The following is a 15,702-nucleotide window of genomic DNA, read 5'->3' on the forward strand; positions in this document are numbered from 1 at the left end:
CGGCTCCGCTTCAATTCGCAATATGAAATGTTTCAAAAATTGAAACACTCCATATTACTCTATTTTACAGGTCTTTACACGAGATTTAATAGTTCTGATGGTTCCACTGCTTATGACCATGATATCCTGTATTTCCTCCTCAGACTTACCCATATTTTTCATCACCAGGAAGAACTGATACCTAGGGGAAAGATGATCATACTCCGTCTGCAACTGAGTGACGAACGGTAAGTCAACCACCTTATAGTATTCCATGAAATTTTCATAGTCTCTCTTATTCCATGTGAGAGTATTCTTACCATCGAGGATATCTTGGTATAGTATCTGCCCATTATAGAGAATCTTCGACTGTCGCTTCTGAATGGTGTTGATCTTCTCCTGAATTTTCTTTTCCTCTAGAACTGGAGTCTCCGACTGGCTACCTTTCTCCTTCAGCTTGTTGAGCTTTTCCTTATATACATTCAGCATGACCAGGTTCTCAAGGGAATTTTTCTTCCAACGCTCATTCTTGAAATGCAAGTAGATATATATGGCTATCACTAGCAATATAAAGATAAGGACGAAGAAGAATCCCTCAGACAACCTCTGCTTAAAACGCTGGTGTTCAATCTCGCTTGTAAATTGCTTCTGCACCAGAGTGAGACTCTCGTCCTTCTGTTCCTTGTACCTCTCAGCCTGCAGTTTGTTGATATTCATCGAACATTCCAGAGCCTTCTTATAATCACACTTGGAAGAATACATCGACAACATATTGCTATATACGAACATCCTGGTAGACTTGTCGTCTGTATCCAAAGCTTTCCTCAGATACTCCTCAGAAGCGTCCAAGTGCCCGTCCTGATATTCCAGAATAGCGAGACCCGAGTAGGCCGAAGCGTCCTTGTTAGCCTTGATAGCCTTGGAAAAATAAACCCTCGCTTTGGCAGGATCGCTGTCGATGATAGCCGAACCCAAAGAGACATAAAACTGTGCTTGCTCCTTACGAGGCACCGAATTGAGATACTCCAAACTTTTGTTGAGGAACTCTTCCGATTTCTTCATCTGCCCCAAACCATGGTATGTCGTTGCCATCATGGAATAGGCATATGCCAACCAGTTTTTATCTCCCGCTAGAGTGGACAAGTAAAGATTCTTCTTACCATATGACAGAGCTGAACTGTATTCCTCCGCAGTATTGTACCAGTCAAGAAGTATCTCGGTGACTTTATGCTTCAATGCTATATCATTCGTCTGCTCCGCATGATAATCCGCTTTACAGATGCTCCAAAAAGCCTTCTTAACTTGCCCTTGGTCATAATTATAGACTGCGAGATAATAATAACATTCGGCAATTTTCTTATTGTCATTCTTGCTGATGAAATGCTTGAGACACTGATTTATAATCGTATCCGACTCCTGTTCGTATCCCTCCAGGTAGTCCACTCTCGTTCTGAGAAGGGCATAGGTATTCTTGGAGTCGTCATCGTACAGTTCCGAGTAATTTATGGTCTTGAATAGGTTGATGGCAGAATCGTTTTCCTGTTTGTCAAGATAACGCTCGACCTCAGAACACTTCTCGCTCTCTGAATTCCCACAAGATAAAAAAGAAAAGAGTATTAAACTAACAATAGTTGACTTCAAGAATAGTGATAATCGATTCATGGACTAAATATTTTCTGCAAAGATAATATTTTTTTCATACAAAAGATATCATTCTGTAAGAAAATCAGCCTCAGATGTCACAAATAGCAAAAAAGCTCGGTAAAACCGAGCTCATTAGTAACAATTCTTATAAAAAGAACGTCACTCAAACACATTATATTTTAATCTATAACAAGGATTATTCTGAATATACCAGAGTATTGCCCGAATACACTCTCAAAGACTTGCTCGAATGCTCATTATCATAGATAAGATTGAGAATTTCACCTACATTCACGTTTTCCTGCTCTACCACATCGACAAGCACGCCGTCCTCATATAGTTCGACCCTCACGTTCTTCAAACTCGTATTAAAATATATTGTTGCAATTCCTACGTTATAGTCAGAGAGAATCACATTGCGTGCAGGAGATCTTCTTGGGGGATGAACGGGTATCATTACATTTGTATCAGGGATATCTGCTAAAGCATTCATACTATAAACTGCAGAACAAAGAACAAAGGCTAATAATAATACTTTTTTCATGATAACTTTTTTTTGATTAATTAATTTTGATTGAATAATTCTGATGCAAATATAGAAAAACGATTTATACATCCCACAAAAAAAAGCGTTACAAAAAAGATTTCATGTTTCATCCAAAATTAAACCTAATCAAATGTATATCAGTGAATTACAAAAATCGAAACGCATTATAAGCATCAAAATGGTAACACATAATGTTGGTAAATCAAGAAATATTAGAGTTTCTCCCCACAATGAGAACAATAGCGATCTTTCTTCCCTACTTTACCTCCACATCGAGGACACTTTCCTTTTTCCACTTTACGATTTGTTTCATCGACAAAAGTAGCCGTAACAATTCCTGTAGGTATTGCGATAATCGTATAGCCAAGAAGCATGACAAAAGCTGAAAAGAGTCTTCCTAAAGGAGTTACCGGTGTAATATCTCCATACCCCACTGTCGTCATCGTTACAATAGCATAATATACTGATGTACCCAAATCCGTAAACTGTGTACCTGGCCGATTGCCTTCGACCATATACATTAAGGTGCCAAGACAGATAACCAAAATAACAACAAATATAAAATAAACCAATATCTTATTCATACTCCTACGCAAAGAAGACATCAATAGATAACCCTCATTGATAAACGTAAAGAGCTTGAAAACACGAAAAACACGAATAAAGCGGAACGTACGAAGCAATATCATATAACGTGCCGACGGAAAGAGTAGTACAAGATAAGGTGGTATCGTAGATAGAAAATCTATGATACCAAAGAAACTGAAAGCATACTGTTTGGGGTTACGAGCACAATATAAACGAGCTACATAATCGAATGTGAAGGCGACAGTCATGAGTGCTTCAAGTACTTCGAGCACGGTCTTGAACACAAAAGCCAAACTTGGTACACTCTCTATAAAAGTAACAAGAATACTGAGAGTTATTAAAATCATTAAAACAACATCATATATTTTTCCACATTTTGTATCTGTACCAAAAATAATATGATATAAATTCTCTTTATCCATCCAAACTGGCTTTTTCATAGACATATTTTTTTGTTTGATACAAAAATAACAAAAAAAACAAGAATTAAGGATAATCATGTCAGATAAACTACAATAATGGCCGGTATAATTTTTGTCTATTAAAAAATAATTTGCTATTTTTGCAAGTAAGAAAATTCTATTCAAATAAGAAATGGAAATAACAGAAAGATTTATTAATTACACAAAATTCGACACTCAATCGAGTGAAGATTCGGACTGTGTCCCGAGCACGGCGAAACAACTGGAGTTCGCCAAGTACTTGAAAAAAGAATTAGAGGACGAGAAATTCTCTGATGTAGAGATGGACGAGATGGGTTACATCTACGCCACACTTAAAGCAAACACCAAGAAAAATATTCCTACAATAGGTTTTATCTCTCATTATGACACTAGCCCTGATTGTAGCGGTAAGGACATCAAGGCACGTATCGTGAAAAACTATGACGGAAATGACATTGAGCTTTCTCCAGGTATCATTTCTTCTACTGCAAAATTCCCTGAACTTAAAGAGCACATCGGTGAGGACCTCATCGTGACTGATGGTACTACCCTTCTTGGTGCTGATGACAAAGCAGGTATTGCAGAAATTATGCAGGCAATGTGTTACCTGCGAGATCACGACGAAATAAAACATGGTGATATCCGTGTAGGATTTAACCCTGACGAGGAAATCGGTATGGGTGCTCATCATTTTGATGTTGAAAAATTCGGTTGCGAATGGGCATACACTATGGATGGTGGCGACCTTGGCGATTTAGAGTATGAAAATTTTAATGCAGCAAGCGCTAAGATACACATTAAGGGCGTAAGCGTACACCCAGGTTATGCTAAAGACAAGATGATTAACGCAAACCGCTTGGCTGTAGAATTTCAGAATATGATTCCTGCAGACCAAACGCCAGAGTGCACTGAAGGCTATGAAGGTTTTTATCATCTTCTCCATTTGGAAGGGTCTATCGAAGAGGCTCAGCTGAGTTACATTATACGCGATCACGATCGTGACAAATTCGAAGATCGCAAAAAGTATATTGCTAATTGCGCTGAAAAGCTCAATGAAAAATATGGTCAGGGTACATGTACTGTAGAACTTCATGACCAGTACTACAATATGAAAGAGAAAATCGAACCAAACATGCATGTCATTGACATCGTTCTCAAGGCTATGCAGGAAACTGGTGTTCCTCCTCGTGTCGCTCCGATTCGTGGTGGTACTGATGGTGCACAACTCAGTTTCAAGGGACTACCTTGTCCTAACATTTTCGCTGGTGGTGTAAATTACCATGGCCCATATGAGTTTGTCAGTGTTCAGGTTATGGAGAAAGCTGTACAAACTATTGTGAAGATCTGTGAAATAACAGCAGCCTTCAACGATTAATTTCGTCATCATATTCTACTGCTGATACAGTAGGCTACATACTTATACATGCCTCGGCAGGTAATAACACCTGCCGAGAGTTTCTCACTAAACGACGTCTTAAGTTATTTATTCATAATATCACAACCTAAATATTATGGTAGGCATACCACCTCTAATACAAGATCTCACTCTTATTCTATCAGCCGCAGGCATAGTTACCCTTCTGTTTAAGAAACTTAAGCAGCCATTAGTCTTGGGATATATCGTTGCAGGCTTCCTCGTATCGCCACAGATGCCCTATCTCATGTCGGTTATTGATAAAGAAGATATCCAGATATGGGCTGATATTGGGGTGCTCTTCCTCTTGTTCTCTTTAGGACTTGACTTCTCTTTTAAAAAGATATTAAAGATGGGTATGTCGCCTGTCATTTCTGCCCTTACCATCGTATTCTGCATGATGACTCTTGGTGTGGGGGTAGGCTATTCTTTCGGATGGCGACAGATGGACTGTATATTTCTCGGTGGTATGATGGCTATGAGTTCTACGACCATTATATACAAAGCCTACAGTGACTTAGGATTGAGGCAACAATCATTTGCAGGACTTGTAATGAGTGTACTTATTCTGGAAGACATACTTGCCATCGTGATGATGGTTATGTTGTCTGCTATTGCTAGTGGACAAAATCCTGATGGTGGACAGATGGTAGGAAGTATACTCAAAATAGCATTCTTCTTAATATTATGGTTCCTCATTGGCATTTACTTAATTCCTTTATTTTTGCGCAAGACGCGTAAAATCATGAATAATGAAACACTGCTTATCGTTTCACTCGGACTTTGCTGTTTAATGGCGATCATATCGACAAGCGTGGGGTTCAGTAGTGCATTTGGTTCTTTTGTGATGGGCAGTATTCTTGCAGAAACCATCGAGGCTGATAAAATTATTAAAGTAGTAGAACCCGTAAAAAATCTTTTTGGTGCTATCTTCTTCGTATCTGTCGGCATGTTGGTAGATGTGCATATACTTGTCGATTATGCTATGCCTATAATGCTTTTAGTTTTAGCAATACTCGCTGGACAAGCCATAATGGGTTCCATGGGTTTCATGCTCGGTGGTCAACCGTTGAAGACTGCTATGCGATGTGGATTTTCGATGGCTCAAATCGGTGAATTTGCTTTCATTATCGCTTCTCTTGGTCTTTCTCTTGGTGTAATCAGTAAGTTTCTTTATCCGGTAGTTGTAGCCGTCAGTGTTATTACTACTTTTGCTACACCATACATGATACGAGCTGCAGAACCATGCTACAATGCGCTGGCAAAGAGGCTGCCTAAACGATGGGTCCGCAGTCTGAACCATAATGCTACCAGAAGTCACACAAATACCACAAGAGAAAAAAGTAACTGGAAGAAGTTGCTCATTTCGATGACACGCAATACGATTATATGCTTAATCCTTTCTATTGCTGGTATCTTTGCCATGAATTACTTTGCTCTCTCAGCCATGCGAAGGGTGCTCACTTACTGGCCTGGAAGCATACTCTGCGCCATACTTACCGTTCTCTTAATATCACCTGCATTACGAGCTATGATGATTAAAAAGAATCATAGCGAGGAGTTTAAAGCCTTATGGACAGAAAATAGGTTCTATCGTCTGCCTCTTATCTTTACCATAGTATTCAGGATTGCAATGGCATTAGGTTTCGTTTTCTATATCTTCGGCAAAATGACACATATTGGTGGAGCTTTAATTGTAACCATTGGTGTTGGTGTCATCATATCGATGATTATGTCGAAACAACTCAAACGCCAAAGTATTCGCATAGAACGAATATTTATCCGTAACTTACGAAGCCGAGATATCGAGGCACAGGTTCATGGTAAACGCAAACCATTATTTGAGGGCCACCTACTCGATCGTGATATCCATATCGGTATGTTTGACGTGCCCGAAGCATCCACATGGGTTGGACGCTCTTTGAAGGACCTAAAATTCAGAAACAGGTTTGGAGTACACTTAAGTAGTATTCTCCGCGGAGGATTAAGAATGAATATACCCAATGGCAATACCGTGATTTTTCCATGCGATACTCTTCAAGTAATTGGTAATGACGAACAATTACATCGATTTGGAGAAGCTATTGAAAACGAACTGATACCTGAAGATCCTGAGATTGAAAAACGTGAGATGAAATTACGCCAACTCATAATTAAAGAAAACAGTCCACTGGCTGGCAAGACGCTTAAGGAAAGTGGCGTTCGTGACAAATACCACTGTATGGTTGTTGGAGCTGAAGAAGGGCAGGAAAACTTAACTATGATAGACCCTAATCGAAAAATTGAAATTGGCGATATTATTTGGGTTGTCGGTGAAGAAGAAAAATTAAAGGCTTTGATTGATTAATCAAAGCCTTTATTTATATCTAACGAACGTTGTTATCTATATTATTAATACCACTGCACTGCGTTGCTATATCCACTACGCTTATCGTATTTCAAAGCATCTGTAAGTGTTGCGGCATTACAACGGAAACTAAAGTTATAACTCGTATAAGGTGCAAGCACTACAGAACAACTCATATTGAAACAGTGTAGATCGCGCTGAAGACTGGCTGTCGTCATACTAATCTTATGATAATCAAAATCATAACCAGAAGAGAAGCTGATATTCCATCCCTCACTGATACGAATGTTTCCACTGAAGTTCAGCGTCTGACTTACCTTATATGGATAACGCATTGACTCCTTATTAAAGGTACCTGATGTATTTTCACGAAGAGTAATACCATAACTGAAAGTAAGACTCCACGGCATAGAAAACGCCATATAGCCATCATCATCGGTCTCTGCTACAGTAGAACTCTTTTTAGCTCCATGCTGAGCGTCAACCATTGTTTTGTCTACATTCGTCTCTATATCTGTATCAATGCCTTCATCGTCCTTTTTAGGCTTGTCGTCCTCCTCATCATCACTACCACCAAAGATTTTCTTAATCTTTTCAGGATTCAATGTATAGGAGATATTCTGGCTCATACCTTGGAAACGACCAAAACGGCCCTTGCTATACTCAGTATGTGTACCAATATAAGGATTTCCATTAGCATCAAGCTCGTAAGCATAAGTAGCAAAAACAGCATTCATATTGAATGTATAATTCTTCCACCACTTCAATCGCAAGTTGACACTTAAATCTGACCATGGACGAACCTTAGCTGCCATATTATAACCCATACTCAAAGACAGGTCATCGATAATGCTTAACTTCTTATAACCAGTAGAATCTTTATCAGACTTCACCTTCATCTCTATGTTGTTGCCAAGTGTAACATTGATACTACCAGTCTTACTATTACCTGGCACGCTCCAAACACCTGTATTATAAGGAGAATACTGCACTATAGAAACATTACCATTCGCATCGGTCTTCAAATAAGTGTCATAATATCCATACTGTGAAGAACCAAAATTAGGTGCATAACTAAAACTAACTGTTGGAGAAAGGACATGGCGTATAGCCTGTATCTTGTCTCCAAAAAGTTTGCGACTAGGAATATAGAAACCATAGAGCTTGGTAGAAGCGGAAACACTTAAACTCCAATCATAGATATTATAAAAACCATAAGTGGTATCTCTCAGTTCTTCCTGATTAGCAGTATCCCAGCTACGAGTAATCTTGCTAGTCTGCATACGATCTGAGAAAGAGAAACTTGGGTTGATATTAATATACTTCAAAGCTGTAAAACTTGCAGAAGCCCCAATATCATGCTTCATACCATTTTGCCAATCCTTTATCAAATTAGATTTAAAGAATTGGTCTTCCTTGGTATCAATCGAATTTTTGAGCTGACCCTTATAAGTAAAACCTATTTTCTCATACCAACGCTCCTCACCTACCTTAGCCTTACGACGGAATGGATAGAAACGCGAAACATTGATATTCAAATCGGGTAAAGTAACAGACAACGACGAATCTCGCATATTTTGAGATAAGTTGGCCGTAGAACTTAAAGTCATTCCCAAACTAGAAAAACTAGTACTCCAACTTACAGAGGAAGTACGAGTACTCTGGGTCATAGTCTGCGGATTGTACAAACTAGAGAGGTTGTTGCGCTCATAACTCTGTGTGGCAAAGTTAACACTGGCAGAAAAACTACTATATGGATTTGCCTTAGAATCCTGGCGATGACTCCACTGTACCTTAAAACTCGTTGTTTCTGAAAAATCAGGCATACCTTTTTCTCCAGACTTCGTATCCTGATAACTAAAAAGGAAACTACCAGAATAACGATAACGCTTCTGATAATTGCTGGCTGCACTGACTCCCCAACTACCCTTGGTATAGATTTCACCTAACAACTTCAAATCCCATTTATCATTAATGGCAAAATAGTATCCACCATCACGTAGATAAAATCCTCGATCACTCTCATCACCATAGGTCGGCATGATAAAACCAGAAGAATAACTTTTGGTAAAAGGGAAAAATCCGTAAGGAATAGCAAAAGGTAGAGGAACATCTGCTACTACAAGGTAAGCAGGACCGAATACAACATCTTTACCCGGACGAACACGAGCTCGTGAAAGTGCAATATAGAAATCAGGATCATCTTTATCACATGTGGTATATTTACCATGTTGGAGATAAATCAAACCCGTAGAGTCTCTTTTAGACTTTTCGCCTCGAAGGAAACCATCCTGCTGCTCGGTATATACATTATCAATATATGCCTTCTTTGATTTAAAGTTAAATGCTATCGTATCCGTATCATACTGATCTGACCCCATCTTAAATACAGGTTTTCCTTTGACGCCACCTTCTGCAGTCGAATCAGGAGTACCTACAGCATGTACCAAATCACTGCCCATACTCATTTTTATACGATCGGATGTCAAATTGTAGCTTTGATAACCTACTTTAGAAGAACCATAAAGATGAGCTGTCTGTGATGCAGCATCATAAACCAAAGAGTCTTGGGCCTCGTAATTAACAGGAGCATCAATACCAGATGCCTTTGCCCGATTAATAGAGTCAAGGCGAATGGAGTCATCTATCGCCTTATTATAACGGACGATAGCCTTCTGTAACGAATCCATTTTTGTGGTATCAACAGCCACATTACCCAAAGAGTCATGCACAACGCTATCTACAGGCTCTGCTGATTCCTGCGGAGACAGATTTTTTTTCTTGCGTTTCCAAAATTGTTGCGAGGTCCCAGCCATAACTAGAACCACGACACATAAAAATAGCGCTATGAATGAATGCCTTCTCATGAATTGCAAATTTAGTAAAAAGTAGGGATTATGCTTAATTTTCAAACATTTTTTCCCATTGCTTAAAACGGTTTAAGCCTTCATCACCAAATTTAGCTAAACTCCTTTCTGCCTGTTCTACGCTTTTTTCACGCTCAGGATGAGTTTTGCTATAAAACTTATCAGCATAACAAATCACCTGCTCCTCTAAAGTTTCAGGAAGGAAATCTTCGTGAGGTAAAGGTAAATTTTGACTGATAATATCTTCTTTGGACAATCCAGCTCCCGTATGACGCTCACAGACACGTGCATGGCGAGGGAATCCCTCTTGTCGTAACATCTCTGCCCCTATTCTGCCATGGCAAATATAAGGTTCTGTACCTAGACACTGAATACCAGCTGCATCACATCGGCAAATACCGATATCATGAAGCATTGCAGCCTCCATAATGAAGTTACGATCCATGTGTAACTCTGGATGAGCATCACAAATACGCACAGCACGCTTCATAACAAGTGTGCTGTGCGTTAGTAGGATGTAACGTAAAGCGTTATCATCCGGATAATATTTATCGATTATTTTCTGATAATCCATTATTCTGCGTTGTCACGCTGTATGTAAGCAATTACATCACCCTTGCGGATCTTTGCACCTTGCTTAGCATTGATTTCTACGAGCTTACCACCCATAGCAGCAGGAATTGTTTCAAACTCACCCCATGAGGTCAAGATATAACAGAAAGCTTCGCCTTCCTTATACTCCTTACCGATGAATGGTTCTACTGCTGGTGCAGCCTCTGCATCACCCTGGAATTCCCAGAAGATCTGACCTTTAACAGGTGCTACGATAGGATCAGCTACGGCATGCTTGAAAGCTGTTGCTTCTTCTACACTTACCTTAGCGCCCAGTTTAGCATCTTTAGCCTTCTGGAGATCTGCAAGCATATTCTTCTTAGCCTGGCCACTCTTATAGTTACGATACTGCTCTGGATGCATTGCGAGTTCCCAAAGTTCCTCGTTGTCCTGACCATAATCCCAACCATTCTCGTCCATTTCCTTCTTGAAATCATCAAGTGCATTAGGGAGCAATGTATGTGGATCTACATCTGTAAACTCATAACCCTTTTCTTTAGCGAGTTCCTTGATTTCTGGAGCAATTTCACCAGGAACCTTACCACTCTTACCAAGAATCATACCCCAAACAGAATCGTCCATCATAACATAACGACCTTTACCCTGTTCCAAAGTAAGAAGGTTGAAAAGTGCTATATTCTTAACATACTGAGAGAACGGAGTTACCAATGGAGGATAACCTACACGTGGCCAAACATAAGCTACTTCCTCGAAGAGTTTTACCAGAAGTGCATCCATAGAGAGTTCTTCTTCACCTTTCTTTTTACGTACATTATTTATAGTTGTACGCATTCCTGTAAGATCGGCCATCATTGAACCCATCATACCACCAGGAAGACCACAAGTAAGCAACAATGAAGACATCAACTTATTACCAGGATTAATGAAGTAACCCAACCAATCGTCGATGAATTCTTGAGTAAGAGCACGAGCTCTCATGTAAGCATCCATGTTGATTTCTGGTACATCAAAGCCTGCATTTTTCAACATGCTCTGAACAGAGATAACATCTGGATGAACCTTACCCCATGATAATGGCTCGATAGCAGTATCTATAACATCAGCACCATTCTTACATACTTCAAGGATAGAAGCCATAGAAAGACCTGGACCTGAGTGACCATGATACTCGATAATGATTTCAGGATACTTGTCTTTGATAGCCTTTGTAAGCTTACCCAAGAGAGCAGGCTGACCAATACCAGCCATATCCTTCAAACAAATTTCTTCTGCACCTGCTTCAATAAGCTGATCCGCAATATGAGAATAATATTCTAGGGTATGGATTGGAGAATTTGTAATACAGAGTGTAGCCTGTGGAGTCATTCCTGCCTCTTTAGCCCACTTGATAGATGGAATAATGTTACGAACATCATTTAAACCATCGAAAATACGAGTAATATTTGTACCCTGAGCATGTTTTACTTTGTACATCAAAGCACGAACATCGTCTGGAACAGGATACATACGCAATGCGTTCAGACCACGATCCAACATATGTGTCTTTATGCCGGCCTCATTAAAAGGCTTACAGAATGCACGAACAGCTTCATTTGGATTTTCACCAGCCAAAAGATTAACTTGCTCAAATGCTCCACCATTAGTCTCGACACGGGCAAAACATCCCATTTCAATGATAACAGGAGCAATACGCTCTAATTGGTCTTTGCGAGGCTGGAATTTACCAGAACTCTGCCACATATCTCTGTAAACGAGACTGAACTGAATTTTCTTTGCCATTTTATATGTGTTATATTTCTTTTTTGCTAAAGTAAAGTTATTTCCTAAATAGAGATGCCTTTGGGCATCACATCGTGCAAAATTAGATAAAAATTTCCAAATATCCGATTGTTAGCTTCATTTTTTACAAATATTGCATTATCTTTGCGGGCAAAAAGAGAAGTTATGAAAATTAAAACACTATTAATAGTACTTCTAGCGGTTTTTTTCCTACTACCTTCGTGCAAAAATAAGAAAAGAAGAGTTCCTCGTAATGACAAAATGGCTATCAGTATGTCTCAAAATGCAAAGGGAGACTCTGCCATCTATGGATTGGCATGTGAGGGAACTAACGACTCTGCTGTCGTACTGCTACCAAACCAAGGTGGAGATCCTATAAAATATCGTATAGTTTGGGCTATGAATAATCATCAAGTATTTGGTACACCTAGTATTGGCGACTGGATATGTGTTATTCCTCAAGCTGACAGCAAGAACTCTGCCCGCATGGTTATCGACCTTGACCAAGTTAAAGGTACATGGACACACGCTGTCAAACCTGTATTTAAGGATATTAGCGGTATAAGCAGAAAACAAATTCGTGAGATGTTTGAAAATATGCCAGACTCTATTAAAGAGACTTATCTTGTACCTCGTGAATATGGATTTACTCTTTCACGCCAGAGCAAGGCTCAGGCTATCGGACGAATTTATGGTAGTAATGACGAAGAAAGTCCTGTAAAATATCCAGAAGTACCTCACTATACCGAGTGGCATGCCTACAATGGAAAGCTTATTTTGGTACAAGGCCGAGTTGAATACAACAACATTGTTTACAACGAAAAAGAAAAGAGAGACACGTTTGAATTCGTATATTTACATGATGATTCTCTTGCAATTCGTTCTACCAAGAATAAAGAGATTTTCTCATACCATCGTAAAGATGCTAAAACCGTAAACGAGAAAGCTAAGGCTGCTGTTAACAAACAAGCTGAAAGACAAAAACAGGAATTACAATAAATATATTTACACTTAAACATAAAAAATGGAAATAGCAAAAGAACTATTTCCATTTTTTTATGGCAAAAAAAATCATTTGCTCATATTATGATTCATAAAGCGAAATTCTGCCATTTTTTCATATTTGGTACCTGGTAATCCATAATTGGCAAAAGGATAAATACTAATACCACCACGAGGGGTAAAATATCCAGTTACCTCTATATACTTAGGTTCCATCAACTTGATTAAGTCCTTCATGATGATGTTAACACAGTCTTCGTGGAAATCACCATGATTACGGAAACTAAAAAGATAGAGTTTCAAACTCTTACTTTCAACCATCTTTTCTGCAGGAATATAGCTAATACGAATTTCCGCAAAATCAGGCTGACCTGTAATAGGACAGAGTGATGTGAACTCCGGACAGTTAAATTGCACCCAATAGTCATTCATCGGATGCTTATTTTGGAATGTCTCAAGCACTTTTGGTGCATAATCAAGACTATACTGAGTCTTCGCACCTAAAGATTTCAGACCTTCATCCTTACGATTCTGAGGATTATTTGACATAATGCTTATAAATTAAATATTTTCAAAACGTTGTATGAAATGCCTTCATCATAGACATCTTCACCCTCATGATCTTTTAATGCCTTTACCACACATATGGTAATTGGCAATACGATAATTTCGTAAACAGTCTTAAGCAATACCTGCCAGATCATAAGTTTAAATAATTCTACTGTAGGTACTATTCCGCTCAATGCTAACGGGAAAAATATCAAGCTGTCTGCACTTTCGCCCAATACTGTACTCCAAATAGCACGACTTGAAAAATGACGTCCACCATCGCGTATCTTCATACGACTCATGACATACGCATTAACGAAACTACCTACCAAAAAAGCTATAAACGAAGCTGCTGCAATGCGAGGTGCCAACCCGAATATAGCATGAAAACCTGCATCATTAGTCCAATATGAAGCGCCAGGAATCCAGTCACACAGGGCACCCAATGAGACAAAGAAAAAGTTCATAAGAAAACCCACCCATATAAGAAGACGAGCCTTACGATACCCCCAAACTTCACATACGCAATCATTAATAATGTACGAAACAGGGAAAACTATCAGTCCTCCTGTCAAACTAATAGCACCTACTTGAATTTGCTTTGTTTCGAGTACGTTTGCTGTTATCAAACATACACAAAAGAGTATACTGAAAAGCATAAATAGTACACTCACCATTTTACGTTTTTGTTCCATTGTTCTTGTTTTTTACGAGGTTGACCAAGCACTCGATAAATTCTATCCACTAGTCGTGTTTAAATTGGACTGCAAAATTACACATTTTTTTCAAAACAAGTAGTACTTTACTAAAAATCTTGTATCTTTGCAAGATAATTTAAATAAAATGCGAACATTTCTAAGTATTTAGAAGGGAACAATATTTTAAACAGAAACACAAATATAAAGAAGAAATAAGATGAAAAAGATTTTATTCGGCTTAACTCTATTGCTTTCTGCTCAAGCAATAAATGCACAATCTGGGAAACTCCAAATTAAGGGTGAAATGAAAGGTATGGGTGATACTATCATCATCCTCAACAATCAAAACAAGCCTATCGATACCGTTTTGGTAAAGAATAACAAATTTGCGTTTACCCTTAACCTCCAAAAGCCAACAGACATCATGTTTGCAAATAGTGGTGCTCTTCGCGGCGAAAACAGAAATGCTTTCACGATGATTGCTGTTCCTAATGAGAAAATGGAACTTAAAGGAGACATCGCCAGCCGTTTTGATGTAAATGGTTCTAAGTTTTACAGTCAGTATCATGAGGCTGACTTGATGATGGAAGAAGCCATGAAAACAGAGGACAATCAGAAGTATTCCGATGCAATTAAGAACTTTATCAAGTTGCATCCTGATTATGAAGCAAGTGCTGCCATCATTCCTAATTTATTAACTCCAGAGGAAATGGACAATGCTGTAACTATGCTTTCAGACCGAGTAAAAAATGGTCGTATGAAAGAATACTATACAGCTCTCATTGCACAAAACAAGATGCGCATTAAAGCACAACAGGAAGCGGAAGCTGCTGCTGCAAAGGCACAAGCTGCAGGAGTTATTGCTCCTGATTTCACTTTAAACGATATCAATGGCAAACCTTTATCACTTTCTAACCTACGTGGCAAATATGTTCTTCTCGACTTTTGGGGGTCATGGTGCATCTGGTGTATTAAGGGTATGCCAAAAATGAAGGAATATTACGAAAAATACAAAGGCAAATTCGAAATCTTAGGTATCGACTGCAATGATAAGGAAGATAAGTGGAAAGCTGCTGTAGAGAAATACAATCTAAACTGGCTACATGTATATAATCCAAGAAGTAGTGATAACAAAGTGCTCCGTGATTATGCTATCCAAGGCTTCCCTACCAAAATTCTCGTGGGACCTGACGGAAAGATTGTTAAGACTATAGTTGGCGAAGATCCAGCATTCTACACTTTCATGGACGAAACCTTTGGAAAATAATAACA

Annotated in this window: 12 protein-coding genes; 4 read left to right on the forward strand and 8 right to left on the reverse strand. The window is 38.9% G+C overall.

Annotated elements, in window-relative coordinates:
- Positions 1–54: 54 nt before the first annotated feature.
- The 3 genes from L6471_RS11010 to L6471_RS11020 form a co-directional block, all read right to left on the reverse strand.
- The gene (locus L6471_RS11010) at positions 55–1,641 is read right to left on the reverse strand and encodes a tetratricopeptide repeat protein (RefSeq protein ID WP_006281771.1); all 1,587 of its coding nucleotides are present in this window, start codon (positions 1,639–1,641) and stop codon (positions 55–57) included.
- Positions 1,642–1,819: 178 nt separating this feature from the next.
- A complete protein-coding gene (locus L6471_RS11015; protein WP_237797330.1) occupies positions 1,820–2,167 on the reverse strand; it encodes a hypothetical protein in 348 nt (115 codons plus the stop codon).
- A gap of 215 nt (positions 2,168–2,382) precedes the next feature.
- Positions 2,383–3,204: an ion transporter gene (locus tag L6471_RS11020; protein WP_173652157.1), complete on the reverse strand. Its 822-nt coding sequence runs from the start codon at positions 3,202–3,204 to the stop codon at positions 2,383–2,385.
- 148 nt (positions 3,205–3,352) lie between these two features.
- Here L6471_RS11020 and pepT point away from each other — a divergent pair, with 148 nt between their 5' ends.
- Both pepT and L6471_RS11030 read left to right on the forward strand, forming a co-directional pair.
- On the forward strand, positions 3,353–4,576 hold the full coding sequence (gene pepT, locus L6471_RS11025; protein ID WP_006281769.1) for a peptidase T: 1,224 nt from the start codon (positions 3,353–3,355) through the stop codon (positions 4,574–4,576).
- Positions 4,577–4,712: 136 nt separating this feature from the next.
- Positions 4,713–6,962, forward strand: coding sequence for a cation:proton antiporter (locus L6471_RS11030; protein WP_237797331.1), 2,250 nt, complete (start codon positions 4,713–4,715; stop codon positions 6,960–6,962).
- Positions 6,963–7,006: 44 nt separating this feature from the next.
- Here L6471_RS11030 and L6471_RS11035 read toward each other — a convergent pair whose 3' ends face one another.
- From L6471_RS11035 to L6471_RS11045, 3 genes are all read right to left on the reverse strand, one after another.
- Positions 7,007–9,778: a putative LPS assembly protein LptD gene (locus L6471_RS11035; RefSeq protein ID WP_404830158.1), complete on the reverse strand. Its 2,772-nt coding sequence runs from the start codon at positions 9,776–9,778 to the stop codon at positions 7,007–7,009.
- A gap of 85 nt (positions 9,779–9,863) precedes the next feature.
- A complete protein-coding gene (locus L6471_RS11040) occupies positions 9,864–10,403 on the reverse strand; it encodes an HD domain-containing protein (RefSeq protein ID WP_006281766.1) in 540 nt (179 codons plus the stop codon).
- Positions 10,403–12,181: an oxaloacetate decarboxylase gene (locus L6471_RS11045; RefSeq protein WP_006281765.1), complete on the reverse strand. Its 1,779-nt coding sequence runs from the start codon at positions 12,179–12,181 to the stop codon at positions 10,403–10,405. The genes L6471_RS11040 and L6471_RS11045 overlap by 1 nt, the downstream gene beginning before the upstream one ends.
- 261 nt (positions 12,182–12,442) lie before the next feature.
- Here L6471_RS11045 and L6471_RS11050 point away from each other — a divergent pair, with 261 nt between their 5' ends.
- Complete coding sequence (locus tag L6471_RS11050; protein WP_218144091.1) at positions 12,443–13,180, forward strand: hypothetical protein; 738 nt, start codon at positions 12,443–12,445, stop codon at positions 13,178–13,180.
- 72 nt (positions 13,181–13,252) lie between these two features.
- Here L6471_RS11050 and queF read toward each other — a convergent pair whose 3' ends face one another.
- Positions 13,253–13,732, reverse strand: coding sequence for a preQ(1) synthase (gene queF, locus L6471_RS11055; protein WP_237797333.1), 480 nt, complete (start codon positions 13,730–13,732; stop codon positions 13,253–13,255).
- A 5-nt stretch (positions 13,733–13,737) separates the two neighbouring features.
- A complete protein-coding gene (locus tag L6471_RS11060; protein ID WP_027452989.1) occupies positions 13,738–14,427 on the reverse strand; it encodes a queuosine precursor transporter in 690 nt (229 codons plus the stop codon).
- 220 nt (positions 14,428–14,647) lie between these two features.
- Between L6471_RS11060 and L6471_RS11065 the strand changes: the two genes are divergently transcribed.
- The gene (locus tag L6471_RS11065; RefSeq protein WP_237797334.1) at positions 14,648–15,697 is read left to right on the forward strand and encodes a TlpA disulfide reductase family protein; all 1,050 of its coding nucleotides are present in this window, start codon (positions 14,648–14,650) and stop codon (positions 15,695–15,697) included.
- Positions 15,698–15,702: the final 5 nt, after the last annotated feature.

Source organism: Segatella bryantii, assembly GCF_022024215.1.
GTDB classification, from domain to species: Bacteria; Bacteroidota; Bacteroidia; order Bacteroidales; family Bacteroidaceae; genus Prevotella; species Prevotella bryantii.

Excerpts from the sequence above, each read along its gene's own strand:
- queF (WP_237797333.1), bottom strand. The coding sequence starts at position 13,732 with ATGTCAAATAATCCTCAGAATCGTAAGGATGAAGGTCTGAAATCTTTA.
- L6471_RS11015 (WP_237797330.1), bottom strand. The coding sequence starts at position 2,167 with ATGAAAAAAGTATTATTATTAGCCTTTGTTCTTTGTTCTGCAGTTTAT.
- L6471_RS11010 (WP_006281771.1), bottom strand. The coding sequence starts at position 1,641 with ATGAATCGATTATCACTATTCTTGAAGTCAACTATTGTTAGTTTAATA.
- L6471_RS11030 (WP_237797331.1), top strand. The coding sequence starts at position 4,713 with ATGGTAGGCATACCACCTCTAATACAAGATCTCACTCTTATTCTATCA.
- L6471_RS11040 (WP_006281766.1), bottom strand. The coding sequence starts at position 10,403 with ATGGATTATCAGAAAATAATCGATAAATATTATCCGGATGATAACGCT.
- L6471_RS11060 (WP_027452989.1), bottom strand. The coding sequence starts at position 14,427 with ATGGAACAAAAACGTAAAATGGTGAGTGTACTATTTATGCTTTTCAGT.
- L6471_RS11035 (WP_404830158.1), bottom strand. The coding sequence starts at position 9,778 with ATGGCTGGGACCTCGCAACAATTTTGGAAACGCAAGAAAAAAAATCTG.
- L6471_RS11045 (WP_006281765.1), bottom strand. The coding sequence starts at position 12,181 with ATGGCAAAGAAAATTCAGTTCAGTCTCGTTTACAGAGATATGTGGCAG.
- pepT (WP_006281769.1), top strand. The coding sequence starts at position 3,353 with ATGGAAATAACAGAAAGATTTATTAATTACACAAAATTCGACACTCAA.
- L6471_RS11065 (WP_237797334.1), top strand. The coding sequence starts at position 14,648 with ATGAAAAAGATTTTATTCGGCTTAACTCTATTGCTTTCTGCTCAAGCA.
- L6471_RS11020 (WP_173652157.1), bottom strand. The coding sequence starts at position 3,204 with ATGTCTATGAAAAAGCCAGTTTGGATGGATAAAGAGAATTTATATCAT.
- L6471_RS11050 (WP_218144091.1), top strand. The coding sequence starts at position 12,443 with ATGGCTATCAGTATGTCTCAAAATGCAAAGGGAGACTCTGCCATCTAT.